The sequence below is a fragment of the Sorangium sp. So ce394 genome (assembly GCF_051474665.1).
In the GTDB taxonomy this organism is placed as follows: Bacteria; Myxococcota_A; Polyangia; order Polyangiales; family Polyangiaceae; genus Sorangium; species Sorangium cellulosum_D.
The window spans coordinates 9,466,402-9,480,813 of sequence record NZ_CP150339.1; the positions used below are offsets into that span (position 1 = coordinate 9,466,402).

Sequence of the window (14,412 nt, forward strand, 5' to 3'; positions counted from 1 at the left end):
GGGTCAGGGTTGACGGCGAGTCCGCGTTCTGCCAGGAGACGGGCGCGCGCGACGCGCGCGGAGAGCACGGCGGAGGCACCCGATGAGCACAGAGAACCCGAAGATCGAAGACGACTGGACCATGCCCAAGCTCATCGCGCTCGCGGCCGCGACGCTCACCGTGGCCTTCACAGTCATCTACCTCATCTCCCCCTGACGGCGCCGCACGGCGCTGGCCAGCGCCGCCTCGCGCAGCGCGGCCAGCGCTACAGCCGCCTCGCGCAGCGGACGCCGAGCGCGTCCGTGAGATCGGCCGGATCCCAGCTCTCCCGCAGGAGCGTGGAGATGTCCTCCGCTGCAGGCTGCCACCAGCTGCCGCCGCGGATCACCCGCGCACCGCCGCCCTCGACCTTCGCGCAATCGCGGCACGGATCGAGGTAGGGCCCGTCGATATCCAGGGTCCACTCCCACAGGTTCCCCGCGAGGTCGGCCTGCCCCCACCGGCCATCGCCCCTCGGTGACTTCGAGCCGACAGCCGCGCTGCCCGTCACGTCGTAGACGGCGTACGTCGCGTTCGGAAACGCGTTGCCCCACGGATACTCCCGCTGCTCGCTCCCGCCGGCCGACGCATAGTTCCACTCCGCCTCCGTCGGGAGCCGCCCGCCATCCCAGGCGCAGAACGCGAACGCGACGAACCAGCTCACGCAGCTGATCGGCTTGGCCTCGTTCTCTCCCGCATCGTCGGTCCACGTGTGCAATCCCGGCTTGCACTTCAACGCCTCCCTCAGCGCGGCCCGACTCGCCGGCAAACGAGCGCCCCACCCGTCGTCCCAGCCGCTCCCCGGGATCGCCGGGTGAGCTCCTTCGCCGCCGTCAGGCCGGCTCTCGGGGTACGCCTCCACGAACCTGCGGAACCGTCCGACCGTGACCTCGTACCGGTCCAGACGAAGATCGCTCACCTCCGCGGGATGGGCCGCGTCGTTGCTCCGGTCGTACCTGCCGCCCGGAACGCGCGGGCTCGCGCAGCAGGGCTGGTTCCGCTCCGGACCGCAGGTCTCGCCCGCTCCGGCCCCGCCGGCCTCGCAGCTCCGCGGCACGACGCACGCGCCCGCGCCGCACCATCCGGCGCAGGCGGCACGCCGCCACTGCCCGTCGCTGTCGCACACCTCCAGGCGATCGCCGGCGCACCGCGCCTCCGCCGGAGAGCACGCCACGGAGCTCCCCCCGCCGCCGGCCTCGCCACCGCCGCCAATCCCGCCGCCGCCGCCCTCGCCGCCGCCGCCGCCGGCCTCGCCGCCGCCGACGCCACCCGCCTCGCCGCCGCCACCCGCCTCGCCGCCGTCACCGCCTCCCCCAACCGCGGATCCACCTGCTGCACCGGAAGCGGCGCCATCGCCTCCCGTGGCGCCCGGCTCGACGAAGCGCCGCACCTCCGGCGTACACCCCGCCCAGAGGGCCGCCGTCGCGACCCAAAGCAAGCCAGCGCCGCGCCGGAGACCCCGTGCTTCACCCGAGCGAGTTCGTAAAGCGCCCACCGTTCCCCCTCCCGCTGGCCCGACGCCAGGCAGCGTCCATCGTATCACGAGCCCCTCCGCCACGCGCCGCGCCAGGCCGTCGCCGCCGCGGCCCCTCGAGCGCGCCGAGGGCGATCCGCGCGCGGATCCAGCGCGCCGCGCTCGAGCGGCCGAGCATCCGTCGCGAGGCACCGGGCGCGCGCTCAGCTGCCGCGGTACGTGGTGTAGCCGTAAGGGCTGAGCAGCAGCGGGACGTGATGGTGCTGCGCCGGGTCCCGGATCTCGAAGAGCACCGAGACCGTGGGGTAGAAGCTCTCGGACCCGAGCGCCGCATAATAGGCCCCGGTGTGGAAGGTGAGCCGGTAGGCGCCCTCGACCGGGCGCTCGCCGGGCGGGAGCAGGCCCCGCTGCCGGCCGTCGTCGTCGGTCGTGCCCCGGCCGACCTCCCGGTAGCCGTCGCCGTCACCGACCTCCAGCACCACCAGCACGCCGCTCGCCGGGCGGCCCCGCGACGTGTCCAGCACGTGCGTCGTGATCGCGCTCATCGATCCTCCTCTCGCTCGGGCTCGGGCCCTCGCGCGCCGCCGTCCGTTCCGAGCCCCCCATATCACGCGCTCCGGCGCGCCACGATGGCAGGGAACGACCGCCCCCTGAGCTCGTCCGGCGTGAGGCCGGTCCGCTCCGCCGCCTCGCCCTCAGTCATCGCGCCCGCGCTGATCGCGCGCAGGAAGAAGCGCAGCAGCCCCTGCCCCGTCGCGGCGTCGTCGAAGACCGTCCCGGCGACGGTCGCCTGGGCGGCCCGCTCGATGAAGCTCCGCAGCCGGGCGGCCGTCGCCTCGACGCCCTCCAGGAAGAACGCGTAGGTGGCCGCGTAGCGCACGGGGAGCTCCGCCGGATGCAGATCCCAGCCCTGGTAGTAGCCGCTCGCGAGCGCGCGACGGACGTGCTCGTACTTCAGCCGCCAGGCGCCGACGACCGCGCGGCGGTTGTCCTCCGCCTGCTGCGGCGAGAGCGGCGCCCCGCCGGGCCGCGCGCGGTGCGGCGCGACGGGCAGGATGTTGCTCGCGCCGTCGGAGAGCCAGACCCCGGAGCCGGCCAGCGCGACCTGCATCACGTGCCGCGCGAAGTCGCACGCGGGGTGGGCGAGGTGCTGGTGGGCGGCCGTGATCTCGCAGCTCGCCGTGTAGTCGTACGCACCGAAGTGCGCCGCGACGCACCGCCCGCGGGCCGCCTCGACCAGCCCGGGCAACGCGATCTCGCCCCGCGGGCCGATGATCGAGGCCGGCGTCTCGACCATCAGCTCGATCCGGATCGAGCCGGCCGGCACCCGCAGCGCGGCCTCGAGCGCGTCGAGGGCGTCCGCCAGCGCGGAGACCTGCTCGGGCGCGGCCACCTTCGGCAAGGTCACCACGAAGCCGGGCGGGAGCGCGCCGCCCGAAGCGGCGACGAGCGAGGAGAGGAAGAGATCGAGCGTCCTCAGGGCCCGCTCGGCGCGCCCGTCGCCGAGCGGCTTGATCCGGATCCCGAGGAACGGCGGCAGGCCGCCCGCGGCCATGCCGAGGACGACCTCGCGGCCGGCGGCGGCGGCGTGCGCGTCCTCCTCGTGCCCGGGGCGCACGCCGTAGCCGTCCTCGAAGTCGATGCGCAGATCTTCCACGGGCTCGCGGCGGAGCTTGTCGAGCACGCGCGCGTGCACCGCGTGCGCGAGCCGCGCCGGGCCGGAGGCGCCCGCCGCCGCGCCGCCGCCGGCCTCGATGGCGGCCGAGAGCGCGAGCGCCCCGGCGCCGTCCCCCGGGAGCCCGTCGGCCCCCGGCAGGCCGATCGCCCGCGCGAAGGCGGCGAAGTCGGGCGCGTGCTCCTCGACGGCGCGGAGCGCCACGGCCCCGAGCTTGCGGGCCGTGTCGGCCTTGAACAGGTGAGCGCCGCCGTAGACGGTATGGACCGGCTGACGCGCGCCGGCGCCATCGAGCCCAGGGTGGTCGCTGCGGAGGCGCGCGAGGGCGCCGCGCAGCGCATCAGGGGAGAGGCTGGTCTGGAGCATGGCGTGCACGCGATAGGTGAGAGGTGGGTCGGGTGACAGGTGAGGCGACAGGTGGGACGCACACGAGAGGCCGCCTGACTCGGCACGTCAAGTCGCGCTCGCGCCCGTCGCGACGAGGCGCCATGCTGCGGCCGCGGCGCCCGAGCGAGCCCGAGGAGCGCTCGGGCGCGCGGCGCGAGGGCGGGCCCGGCGCCGCCGTTGCGCGCGCAGCGCCCGGGGTGTATCCGTCGTTGGAGGGCTTCAATCGATGATGCGACGCAGAGACTTTCTTCGCGCCACCCTGGTAACCGCCGGCGCGGTGGTCGTGCCCACGGCCTGCTCGGAGGACGAGGGGGGGGCCGACGCGTGCGACGCGCACGAGGACGACGCGTACTTTCCCCAGTCGGTGGCCTCCGGAGACCCGAGGCCCGACAGCGTCGTGCTGTGGACCCGGCTCGTCGACAGCCAGCAGACGGCGGATGTCAACCTGGCGCTCGTCATCGCGCTCGACGAGGCGTTCACGCAGCTCGTGGCGCTCACGCCGACGTCCAGCAGCGCGGCCGCCGTGGGATCGACCAGCACGCGGCTCTCGGTGGTCGCCCGGGCGGACTTCGACCACTGCGTCAAGGTCAAGGTGAGCGGCCTGAACCCCGGGACGACCTACTATTACCGCTTCTACTACACGACAGGAAACGGCTGTGTCAGCTCGCGTATCGGGCGGACGCGGACGGCGCCGACGCCCGACGCGGACGTGCCGGTGCGCTTCGCCTTCGTGTCGTGTCAGGACTACGTCGGTCGCTACTTCAACGCCTACGCGGCCCTGGCGAGAGAGCAGGTCGACTTCGTCGTCCACCTCGGGGACTACATCTACGAGACGACCGGCGATCCGAGCATCCAGACCCCTTCGGACGAGCGCAAGGTCACCTTCTCCGACGTGAACGGCGCGATCGCCTTCGAGCCGGCAGAGGGCGCCCCGTACCACGCCGCCCGGTCGCTGAGCAACTACCGGGAGCTCTACAAGACGTACCGGTCCGACCGGGCGCTCCAGCGGGTGCACGAGCTGTTTCCCATGATCGCCATCTGGGGCGATCACGAGTTCTCCAGCGAATGCTACGGCGCGACCGCGACCTATTTCAACGGCCGGCAGCCGGAGACGGACGTGGAGCGGCGCAAGGCGGCAAACCAGGCGTGGTTCGAGTACATGCCTGTCGATTACCCGGCGGGCGACGACTTCACCTACGACAGGACGGCCGACTACCCCCAGGACATCACCATTTACCGGGACTTCACCTTCGGGAAGCACGTCCACCTCGTGATGACGGATCTCCGCACCCACCGCGCGGATCACCTGATCCCGGAGGACGGCTTCCCGGGGAAGGTCATCGCGAGGCTGGGGGAGCTCGGAAGCGAGCCCGAGCACGCGGGCAGCTACATCGACGATATCGATACCTACGACGAAGGCCTGTACGCGACGGCGCTGGAGGAGGCCGCGCCCGTGCTCGGCTTCGATCCGAGCCTCGGGTTCGCGCAGGACGAGCGGCCCCGCACCATCAGCGCCTCGTTCGTCAACGCGGTCGTGGAGAAGCTGAACGAGCAGCGGGGAGAAGAGGAGCCGCTGCCCCTCATCACCGGAGGGAAATACGCGGAATTGGACCACGGGATCGCCTACGTCGATCTCGGGAAGTACGTCGACTTCACGCTCGAGAAGCCCGATTTCTACAGCGCGTTCGGGTCGCGCTACTTCGTGGTCAAGGAGACCTTCGATGCGGCCTCGCGGTTCGTGTACGATCCGTCCACGGGGAGCGACACCATGGTCATGGGGGAGGCGCAGCTGGCCTGGTTCAAGGACACGATCAAGGAGTCCAAGAGCACGTGGAAGGTGTGGGGCAACGAATACTGCCTCTCGCAGCTCGCCATCGATCTCACGCCGTCCTTCGCGGAGGACGACCCGCTCAAGCGGCGCTTCTACCTGAGCTGCGACGGCTGGGACGGCTTCCGCGAGCAGCGGAACGCGCTGCTCAGCGAGATCGCGACGGCCGGCAACGTGGTGGCGATCACGGGCGATCTCGGCGCCTTCCTCGCAGGGACGCCGGCGGTGGACCGCGCCGACGCCGAGCCGGCGAAGATCGTGGAGTTCGTCGGCGCCGCGATCTCGTCGGACACGTACCAGTCGCGGCTGCAGAGGCAGGTGGCCAGCCATCCGCTGCTGAAGCACGCCATGGGCGCGGAGAGCATCGCTGTCGACATCGACAACTACCTCGTCGAAACCGACTCCGACGCCCTCCCGGTCAATCCCTACCTCGCCTTCAGCAACGCCAGCAGCAACGGGTTCTGCATCGCCGAGGCGAACGCCGACGAGTTCGTCGTGAGCATGCACATGCTGCCCGCAGACGCGCTCGCGAAGCCCCTGTACGAGGAGGCCGACGCGGCGACGCTCGACGGCCAGATCACGATCGCGCGGTTCAAGACGACGGGCGGGTCGACGCTGTACAAGGAAGAAGAGGGCACCTGGAAGGAGTGGAGCCCGCCCACGGCGAGCGAAGGCAGCTGACCCGCGGCGTCCCCCCGGTACGCCGGCCGCGGCCCCGCGCGGCCGGCCGCGCCGTCGTGAAGCGAGCCGCGGCCGCGCGGCGCGGCTCAGCGCGCCAGCATCACCACGGTGCCGTCGCGGCACGCGATCGCCATCCGCTCCTCGCCCGCGGGGACGACGGCGACCGGGGCCGCGCAGACGCGCTCGGCGGCGATCGAGACGTTGCCGTCCGCCTCGACCACGCCGGCGCGGCCGCTCGCCCGCACGAAGCCGACGCGGCCCGCGCGGTCGATCACGACCGGCGGGCTCGGCTTCGCGTCCACCGGCCCGAAGAAGCCGGAGAGGCCACCGTCGGCGGGCGGGGCCGCGAGCGCCCGGTCGATGGGGACCCGGAGCGCCTCGTTGCCCGAGGGGTCGACCCCGACGAGCAGGCCGGCGGTCGAGAGGACCACGGCCACGCCGCGGGCGCCGATGGCGGGCGGCCCGTCGAGCGCGCCGAAGGCGCCGCCGACGCGGACGCCGGTGGTCCCGGTCGGCAGATCCAGCGCGACGAGGCGGCGGCCGTCGACGACCGCGAGCAGCGTGCGGGCGTCGGCCAGCGCGGCGCCGCGCCGGGGCAGACCGCCGAGGGCGCCGAGCCGCCTCGGCGCGCTGGGCGGACGCCACGTCAGCACCGCGCCCGACTCGGTGGTGACGAGCGTGCCGTCGGGGCCCGCGAGCAGGGCGCCGGTCGCGCGATCCGGGAGCTCGGCGCGGGCGCGCACGCTGCCGTCCGCGGCGAGCTCGACGAGCGAGCGCCCCGCGGCCGCGACGAGCCCGCCGTCGTCGAGCGCGAGCGGCGTCACGTCGGCGTCGCGCCCGCGGACGCCGAGGGGCACCGCGAAGCACACGCCCCCCGCGGGCGTGAGCCCGACGGCGAGGCCGGACGAGGTGATCAGCGCGATGGTGCCGTCGCTCGTGATCGCGGCGGGCGCGAGCGGCGCGCTGTCGCCGATGCGCACGCGCCAGCGCTCCCGGCCGTCGGCGCCGAGCTTGACGACCTCGGGGACGGTCAGCGTGAGGACGAGATCGCCCGCGGCGTCGGCGAGCGGCGCCGCGTCGATGCCGCCGCGGAGCTGCTTTCGCCACACCTCGCGCGCGGGGAAGGGCAGGCGCGCCGCGGAGCGGCCGGTGCGGCGCGCGTCGAGCCGCTCGCTCGGCGCGAAGCCGCGGGGCGCGCCGACCACGATCGTGTGCGGCCGGCTCGTGTCCACCGCGTCGGCGAAGGCGAACGGCGCCGCCGCGGGGAGCAGGGCCGCGGCCGCGACGAGGCCCACCCTGGCGAGGCGGCGCGGCCGGCGCGGGCGGCGCTCTGTCGGGCGCGCGGCGCTCACCGGGCGCCCTTCACGGTGAACTCGACCCACACCTCGGGGATCTCGGCGCCGCCCGGCGCGAGGAACGGGGGCGCGACGCTGCCGTAGGCGGTGAGGACGTCCCCGCGCTGGGCGGGGTTGTCGGCGCCGTGGACGAGGCGGACCTTGCACGCGTCCGACGAGCGCGCCGCGGCGCCGGCGGCGGTCGCGCCGGCCTTGCAGCCGGACGTCCGCGGCATCGAGAGCAGGATCAGCGTCGAGTATCCCTGCCGGCGCGCCTCGAGCACCTCGCCGGTCAGCGCGATCGGCTTGCCGATGACGTCCTTCCCGCCCGCGGCGAGCTCGACGTAGCCGATGGGGTTGCGGCCGGCGAACTCCTTCGCGGCGGTCTCGAGCCGGTCGACCCGGCGCACCGCGATCTTCGCGATGCGCGGGGCCATGCCCTGCATCTTCGCGCGCACCTCGAACTGGGTCGCGCCCACGGACGAGACGTTCATCACGTGCGCGAAGGTGCCGTCGGGGCGGACCGTGATCGGGTGCGCGCCGGCGAAGAGCTGGGCGCCGCGGGCCGTGCGCCCGGCGAGCACGAAGCTCTCCTTGTCGATGACGACGCTCGGGCCGGGCGCCTCGATGCCGAGCGGGACGATGCCGACCGCGACGCTCACCACGCCCTGCTCGCGCGGGCCATCGGGCGGCGCGACGGTGTACGGCACCTGCCGGCTCAGCGTCTTCGTCTCGTCCGAGAGCCCGGTGACCGCCTCGGTGACGTCGATCGACTCGATGGCCCGGCCGCTCGCGAGCGTGACCTCCTTGCCGTCGAGCGTCACCTGCGTGCCCTTGCTCGCCTCGACCACGACCTGGATCGAGGGGCGCTCCCCCTGCAGGGTGCCGAGGTCGGGGCGGATCCGGTACGCGACGTGGATGGAGACGCCGACCGTCTCATCGCGCCCCCTGCCGGGGCGGTCGATGGCGACCTTCATGTGATTTTCGCCGACGGAGAGCGGGCTCGCGAGCGGGATCTGCGCGACGCGGCCGGCGATGGTCGCGCGGCCCTCGCCGATGGAGACCGCCGTGCCGTCGGGGCAGCTGTCGCACCGGAGCTCGATGACCTCGCGGCCGCCGGCGTCGGCGCGGGGGCGCGCGGTCACCGGGGGCGCGCTCGGCCAGAGCAGCGCGAACAGGACGGCGCCGAGCGCGAGCACGCCGCCCGCGGCCACGACCACGACGGCCCGGCGCGACGAGCGGCCGCGCCGCTGCGGCGGCGCCGGCGCGAGCCGCTGCTTCAGGCGGTGCGGGCGCATGAGCACCGGGTTCCGCAGCTCCGGGGCGCGGAAGCGCACCGGGGCGATGGTGGCGCCGAGCTCGCCGGCCGGCTGGTAGCGCGCCTCGAGGTCGGGATCCGGCCCGGGGTCGGCCGGGGCGCCGGGCGCGAGCGGCGCGATGCCGGGCCGGGCGACGCCGACCAGCGTGCGGGACGCGGCCGGCGGCGGCGCCGGACCGCGCGCCGCGAGGCTCGGGGCGAGGGGCACCGTCTGATCGAGGAGCTGCGCGCCCGGCGGCGGGTAGACCGGCGCGCCCGGGGCCGCGTACGCCGGCGCGCCCGGCGGCGGGTAGACCGGCGCGCCCGGGGCCGCGTACGCCGGCGCGCCCGGCGGCGGGTAGACCGGCGCGCCCGGCGGCGCCGATGCATCGAAGCGCGCTCGCGGCGCGGCTGCCCCCGGCGTCCCCGCGGCGAGCGTGCCCCCGGACAGGCGCGGGTCCGCCTGTCCGGGCGCCGGGCCGAAGGCCGCGGCGGGCATGCCGACGATCGTGCGGGAGGCGGCGCCCGGCCCGCCGGCCACGGGCGGCAGCGCGGCCTTGCCATGGCCCGCGCCGCCCGGATCGGCCGGAGCAGACGGCCCCTGCCGGAGCAGATCGGGGAGCGCGACGCCGACCATGGTGCGGGCCGCGGGCTTCAGATAGCCCGCGGCTCCGCCCGGCAGCGCGAGCGCGGCGCCGCAGTGCGGACACACGTTCGCGCCCTCGGGGATCGGTTTCCCGCAGTGCGGGCAGTGCATGGGCGCCATGGTAGCGAGGAACCGCGGCGCGGTCAGGCTCCGGGCGATCCGGCGCGCGCGCGGCGCCGTCCTCGCGGCAGAAACGACGGCGAATCCACGGGAAGGCGCCCCGCGGCTCAGGCGCCGGCGCGCCGCGCAACAGTTGGCCCGCGGCCGGCAGCTACGCTAACGCGGACGTATGCTCGCGAAGCGCATCATCCCGTGCCTCGACGTCAAGGACGGCCGCGTCGTGAAGGGCGTCCGCTTTGTGGGGCTGCGGGACGCCGGCGATCCCGTCGAGGCCGCCCGTCGTTACGACGCCGAGGGCGCGGACGAGATCACGTTCCTCGACATCACCGCGTCGCACGAGAAGCGCGGCATCATCCTGGACGTCGTGGCGCGCACGGCGGACGTGCTGTTCACCCCGCTGACGGTCGGCGGGGGCGTCAAGTCCGAGCAGGACATCGAGGCGCTCCTCCACGCCGGGGCCGACAAGGTGGCGATCAACACCGCCGCCGTGAACGATCCCGACCTCGTGCGGCGCGCCGCGGATCGGTGGGGCACGCAGGCGATCGTGGTGGCGATCGACGCGCGCCGGATCCCGGATCCCTCGCGCGTGGCCTGGACGGTGGTGACCCACGGCGGCCGGCGCGATACGGGGCGCGACGCGGTCGCGTGGGCCGAGGAGATCGCGCGCGCGGGCGCCGGCGAGCTGCTCGTCACGAGCATGGACCGCGACGGCACGCGGGACGGGTACGACCTCTTGCTGACGGCCGCCATCGCGCGGGCCGTGCCGGTCCCGGTGATCGCCTCGGGCGGCGTGGGGAACCTGGATCACCTGCGCGCCGGGCTCGTGGAGGGCGGCGCCGACGCCGCGCTCGCCGCGTCGATCTTCCACGACGGCGAGTACACGATCGGCGAGGCCAAGGCGTACCTCGAGGCGGCGGGGGTGCCGGTCAGGCCGGCGCGCGCGGGCGGATCGAGCGGCGCGGCGGCGCGGGGGCGCTCGTGAGCGCCTGCGTCACGCTGGAGGAGGTGCTCGCGGCGGCGCACGCGCGGTGCGCCTCGCTGGTGCCGGAGACGTCGGGCTACCTCGCGCTGGCGGTCGGCGACGCGACGTCGCGGCTGCCGCTGCGGCTGGACGATCGCGCGGTGCTGCTCACGACCGAGGGCACGGTCACGGTGCGCTCGCGCGGCGAGCCGGTGGCGCCCGCCGAGGCGGCGCGGCTGCTGCGCGATCTGCTCGCGCGGCTGCTCTCCGCGTCGGCCGGGAGCATGCCGAACCTCGCGGCGACGGCGCGCCCGCGCCCCGCGTTCGAGCAGGACCCGGACGCGGTGGCGCGGGAGCTCGAGGCCGCGCTGATCCCGGTGAACCGCAACGCGGCCCGGCGCGCGCTGGCGCGGCTCGCCCGCGAGACGCTGCGCGCCAAGGAGGCCGGCCGGCTGAGGCGCGCGCGGGCGGAGGTCCAGGAGAGGCCGGCGGCCCAGGGGGCGAGCGACGGGGCGAAGCCGCCGCCCGCGCGACCGGAGCGCGCGCCGCGCGAAGAGGCAGCGGTCGCGGCGCGCGACCACGGCGCTGCGATGCGCGACCCGGCGGGGCCGGCGGCGCCTGCGATCGTCGAGCTCACCCTCAGCCCGGGTCCGGTGGCGCCCGCGGTCGTCGAGCTCACCCTCAGCCCCGGGCTGGTCGCGTGCGAGACCGCGGGGCGTTCGCTTTCCCCCGCGATCACGGGCGAGGTCGCTGGGACCGCCGCCGTCGAGCCGTCACCCGAGCGCGCCGCAGTCGCCGACGAGCATGCCGGGGCGCCCGAGCCTTCCGCCCACGCCGCCGCGCAGACCGACGCGGTCGAGCCTCCCGCACACGCCGCCGCGCAAGCGGAGGCGTTTCCGGAGCCTACGCCGACCGTCGTGCAGGCGGTCGTGGAGGTCGAGGCGGACGGAGCGCCGGCCGAGATCCCGTTGATCCCGGAGCTCATCGAGCCAGTGCGGTCGATCGCGCCCGTGGCGCCGATCGCGTCGAGCTCGCCGATCGCGCCGGCGGTGGAGGCGGATGCGCCTGCCGAGGCGCGCGCCGTCGTCGCCTCCTCGCCGGTCGTCTGCGGCGCCTCGGCGTACGGGGAGGCGCTCACGAGCCCGGAGGGGATCGAGGTGTTCCTCGTCGACGTCTCCCCTGCCCCCGCCGTCGTCGAGTCGCCTCCCCGGGAGCCGACGCCGACCCAGTCCATCCTCGTCGAGTTCTCGCCGGATCCTGCCGGCGTCGTCCCGCTCTCGCAGGAGCCGACGCCCACCGTGGCCACGGCCGTCTGGGCCGAGATGGTGGCGGCCGAGGGCGCCGTGGCGGCCCCTCCGGCGGAGGCGACCGCCGACGTGATCGACGTCCCGCCGGAGGCGGTCGAGACCGCGCGCGCGCCCGCCATTCATTACAAGGTCGAGGAGGCAGCAGCTCTCCAGGTCACGCCGGCGTACGGCGGCTGGCCGCTCGTCCATCGGGAGCACCTCGGCGGCCTGCCCGTGGGTCCTCGAGCGGCGGCCGCGTCGGTCGAAGAGACGCCGGCGGCGCGGCACACGCTGCCTTGGCCGCTTCCGGCGCCGCGCAGCGACGACGCTCTGCCCGCGCCGGCCTCCGCGCCGCTGGCGGCTCCTGCCCTGCCGGCCGAGGCATCGCTCGCGGTGGAGGCCGTGGCCCCGGTGTCGGCGCCCGACGTCGTGCCGCCCGCGGACGCCGCTCCGGCCGACCCGCGCGCGGACGCCGCTCCGGCCGACCCGTGCGCGGACGCCGCTCCGGCCGACCCGCGCGCGGACGCCGCTCCGGCCGACCCGCGCGCGGACGCCGCTCCGGCCGACCCGCGCGCGGACGCCGCTCCCTCCGATCCGCCCGCGGACGCGGCACCGGCGGAGGAGCCGTGCCCGGCGGGCCTCGGCCCCATCGACGCCATCGTGTGGAGCGCCTCGCGGCGGTCCCCGAGCGCGCGCCCCCCGGCGGACGGCGCCGGCGCTGGCGCTTCCCGGGTCGACGAGCTCGTCGCGCGCTTCGCGGCGCAGTCGGAGTACAGCGCGCAGCGCCGCGCCGCGCGCAGCATGAAGGCGCTCGCGGGCCTCGACCTCACCCTCACGCCGCCGCCGGTCGCATCCCTCGCCACGCTCTCGGCGCTCACCCTCCAGGGCGCGCGCCCGCCGCTCTCCGGGGCGAGCCGTCCCGTTCCGTCCGAGCGCGCCGCGCCCGACGCCGAGCCGCTCGCGCTGGACGAGGACAGCAGGCCGCCTTCGCCCGTGGTGACCCCGCGCCGGAGAGGCCTGTCCTTGTGGCTCGCGCTCGTCGCGCTCGCGCTGCTCTTCGCAGGGCTCGCCGGGACGCTGCGGCCGGAGCTCTTCGCCTCGCTGGCCGAGCCGCTCGCGCGCGGCGCGCTCGACGCCGTGCCGCAGGCGGAGGCGAGGACGCCGCCCCCTCACGATTGACGTTGCCCCGGAGGAGCGACGACACTCGTCGCCATGCAAGAGCAGAGCATGGCGATCGTGAAGTCGCTCGTGAGCGTGGCGTGGGCGGACGGCGAGTTCCACGACGCCGAGCGCGAGATGGTGGAGGGGCTGATCGCGGCCTTCGAGGCGAACGAGGATCAGGCCAAGGAGATCCGCGCCTACGCCGCCCAGCGAAGGACCCTGGACGACGTGCCGCTCGGCGAGCTCGGCGGCGAAGACCGCCGCGCGCTGCTCCAGCACGCGGTGCTGCTCACCTTCGTCGACGGCGAGCAGCACGACGCCGAGAAGCAGTACATCGCCGCGCTGTGCAAGAAGCTCGAGATCCCCGGGGCCGAGTCCGAGCAGATCATCCAGGCAGCCGAGGCCCGCGCCCGGCGCCTCCTGACCTTGCTCTGACGTCGCCGGAGCGGCGCCCGCGCGCTGCGGGGCTCGCCGCGACCCGCTAGTTCTGCCCGCCAGGGATCCGGAGAAAGAGAGTTCAACGCAAAGGCGCAAAGACGCAAAGACGCAAAAATGCAAAAAGATTTGTAGTTTTGCGCCTTTGCGCCTTTGCGTTAATTTCTCTTCGCTCGCGCGGCAGATCCCTGGCGGGAGTTCTGCCCCGCGGTATTAGGGCGAGCTCGTTCCGCCGACCCAGACGACGGGCCGGCCGAGCCCGGGCGCGAGCTCTGCGCTCCTCCCGCGCATAGACGCCCCCCGCTCCCCTCGGCAGGAGCTCAGGCGAGGTTGGCGCGCTGCGGCCCGCGGTGGCTACTCCAGGACGGCGGCGTATCGCCCGCTGGGCGTGACGATGACGTGGGCCTGGAGCGGGACGTTCAGCTCATGGGAGAGGTGGCGCAGCTCGTGGGTCATCGCATGGTCCTCTCCGGTCGGCGTCGGATCGTCGCTCGGGTGGTTGTGGGCCAGGACGAAGCTGATGGCTGCCATGTCCAGCGCAGCGCGCAGGATGGTCGCGCGGCCCGCTCCAGCGGTGTGCGCCGTGCAGGGCGACAGCGCCCGCTGCACCGCGACGTGACACGGCTGCTCCTGCCCCTCTGAGGAATCCCCTCAATTTTTCGGGGAATTCACGTGAAGACGGGAAGCAAAATCTCTGGGAATTCTTCTTGCCTTCCCGCCTTCATGTTCAATTTCTCGTAGGAATCGGCCACAAAGTGAGGGGATTTGTCAGCCTGCCCCTGGCTGCGCTCGATGACGGAGCGGTCCTTGCGCGTGATCCTCACGGTCGTCTGCAGCCCATCCGGATCGATCGCCGACTCCGGCCTGTTCCCCGCATACGCATGCGCGTGCAGCGACGCCTGGATGCAACTCGGATCCGGGCTGATGCACCTGCCGCTCTCCGGGTCGTAGTACCGGTAGCGGTTGTCGTAGAGCCCCGTCTCCTCGTCCTCGTACTGCCCCGGGAACCTGAAGCTCGTCGCGCCGCGCGACGCGTCGCTGACCCTGCCCCAGGCGTCCATCTCGATCTCCGCCAGCACCTCCCCCTGTGCCGACGACCTGGCGGAAG

At 74.8% G+C, this 14,412-nt stretch carries 11 protein-coding genes; 4 read left to right on the forward strand and 7 right to left on the reverse strand.

What is annotated here, in order from left to right:
• Window positions 1-245 precede the first annotated feature (245 nt).
• The 3 genes from WMF33_RS34845 to WMF33_RS34855 all read right to left on the reverse strand — a co-directional run bounded on the left by WMF33_RS34845 (window position 246) and on the right by WMF33_RS34855 (window position 3,534).
• Complete coding sequence (locus WMF33_RS34845) at window positions 246-1,457, reverse strand: formylglycine-generating enzyme family protein (RefSeq protein ID WP_437332665.1); 1,212 nt, start codon at window positions 1,455-1,457, stop codon at window positions 246-248.
• Window positions 1,458-1,696: 239 nt separating this feature from the next.
• Window positions 1,697-2,038 (reverse strand): hydroxyisourate hydrolase, encoded by a 342-nt coding sequence (gene uraH, locus WMF33_RS34850; RefSeq protein ID WP_061624017.1) that lies wholly within the window; start codon window positions 2,036-2,038, stop codon window positions 1,697-1,699.
• A gap of 62 nt (window positions 2,039-2,100) precedes the next feature.
• A complete protein-coding gene (locus tag WMF33_RS34855) occupies window positions 2,101-3,534 on the reverse strand; it encodes a DUF6986 family protein (protein WP_437332666.1) in 1,434 nt (477 codons plus the stop codon).
• A gap of 247 nt (window positions 3,535-3,781) precedes the next feature.
• Between WMF33_RS34855 and WMF33_RS34860 the strand changes: the two genes are divergently transcribed.
• Window positions 3,782-6,064 carry an alkaline phosphatase D family protein gene (locus WMF33_RS34860; RefSeq protein ID WP_437332667.1) on the forward strand — a complete coding sequence of 761 codons (2,283 nt, stop codon included), beginning with the start codon at window positions 3,782-3,784 and terminating at the stop codon, window positions 6,062-6,064.
• An 86-nt stretch (window positions 6,065-6,150) separates the two neighbouring features.
• Here the strand turns inward: WMF33_RS34860 and WMF33_RS34865 are convergent, their stop codons facing one another.
• Window positions 6,151-7,416: a hypothetical protein gene (locus WMF33_RS34865; RefSeq protein WP_437332668.1), complete on the reverse strand. Its 1,266-nt coding sequence runs from the start codon at window positions 7,414-7,416 to the stop codon at window positions 6,151-6,153.
• A complete protein-coding gene (locus WMF33_RS34870; RefSeq protein WP_437332669.1) occupies window positions 7,413-9,452 on the reverse strand; it encodes a zinc ribbon domain-containing protein in 2,040 nt (679 codons plus the stop codon). Before WMF33_RS34870 ends, WMF33_RS34865 begins: the two co-directional genes overlap by 4 nt.
• A 178-nt stretch (window positions 9,453-9,630) precedes the next feature.
• On the opposite strand from WMF33_RS34870, the gene hisF reads away from it, so the two are divergent.
• The 3 genes from hisF to WMF33_RS34885 are packed head-to-tail and all read left to right on the forward strand — an operon-like array spanning window position 9,631 to window position 13,304.
• Complete coding sequence (gene hisF, locus WMF33_RS34875; RefSeq protein ID WP_020738902.1) at window positions 9,631-10,443, forward strand: imidazole glycerol phosphate synthase subunit HisF; 813 nt, start codon at window positions 9,631-9,633, stop codon at window positions 10,441-10,443.
• Entirely contained in the window at window positions 10,440-12,887 is a 2,448-nt protein-coding gene (locus WMF33_RS34880; RefSeq protein WP_437332670.1) for a hypothetical protein, read from the forward strand. Before hisF ends, WMF33_RS34880 begins: the two co-directional genes overlap by 4 nt.
• 33 nt (window positions 12,888-12,920) lie before the next feature.
• Window positions 12,921-13,304: a TerB family tellurite resistance protein gene (locus WMF33_RS34885; protein ID WP_437332671.1), complete on the forward strand. Its 384-nt coding sequence runs from the start codon at window positions 12,921-12,923 to the stop codon at window positions 13,302-13,304.
• A 354-nt stretch (window positions 13,305-13,658) separates the two neighbouring features.
• On the opposite strand, the gene WMF33_RS34890 is transcribed toward WMF33_RS34885, so the two are convergent.
• Together WMF33_RS34890 and WMF33_RS34895 are read right to left on the reverse strand one after the other, a co-directional pair.
• Window positions 13,659-13,913: a JAB domain-containing protein gene (locus WMF33_RS34890; protein WP_437332672.1), complete on the reverse strand. Its 255-nt coding sequence runs from the start codon at window positions 13,911-13,913 to the stop codon at window positions 13,659-13,661.
• Between the two features lie 59 nt (window positions 13,914-13,972).
• Window positions 13,973-14,383: an RHS repeat-associated core domain-containing protein gene (locus WMF33_RS34895; RefSeq protein ID WP_437332673.1), complete on the reverse strand. Its 411-nt coding sequence runs from the start codon at window positions 14,381-14,383 to the stop codon at window positions 13,973-13,975.
• Window positions 14,384-14,412: the final 29 nt, after the last annotated feature.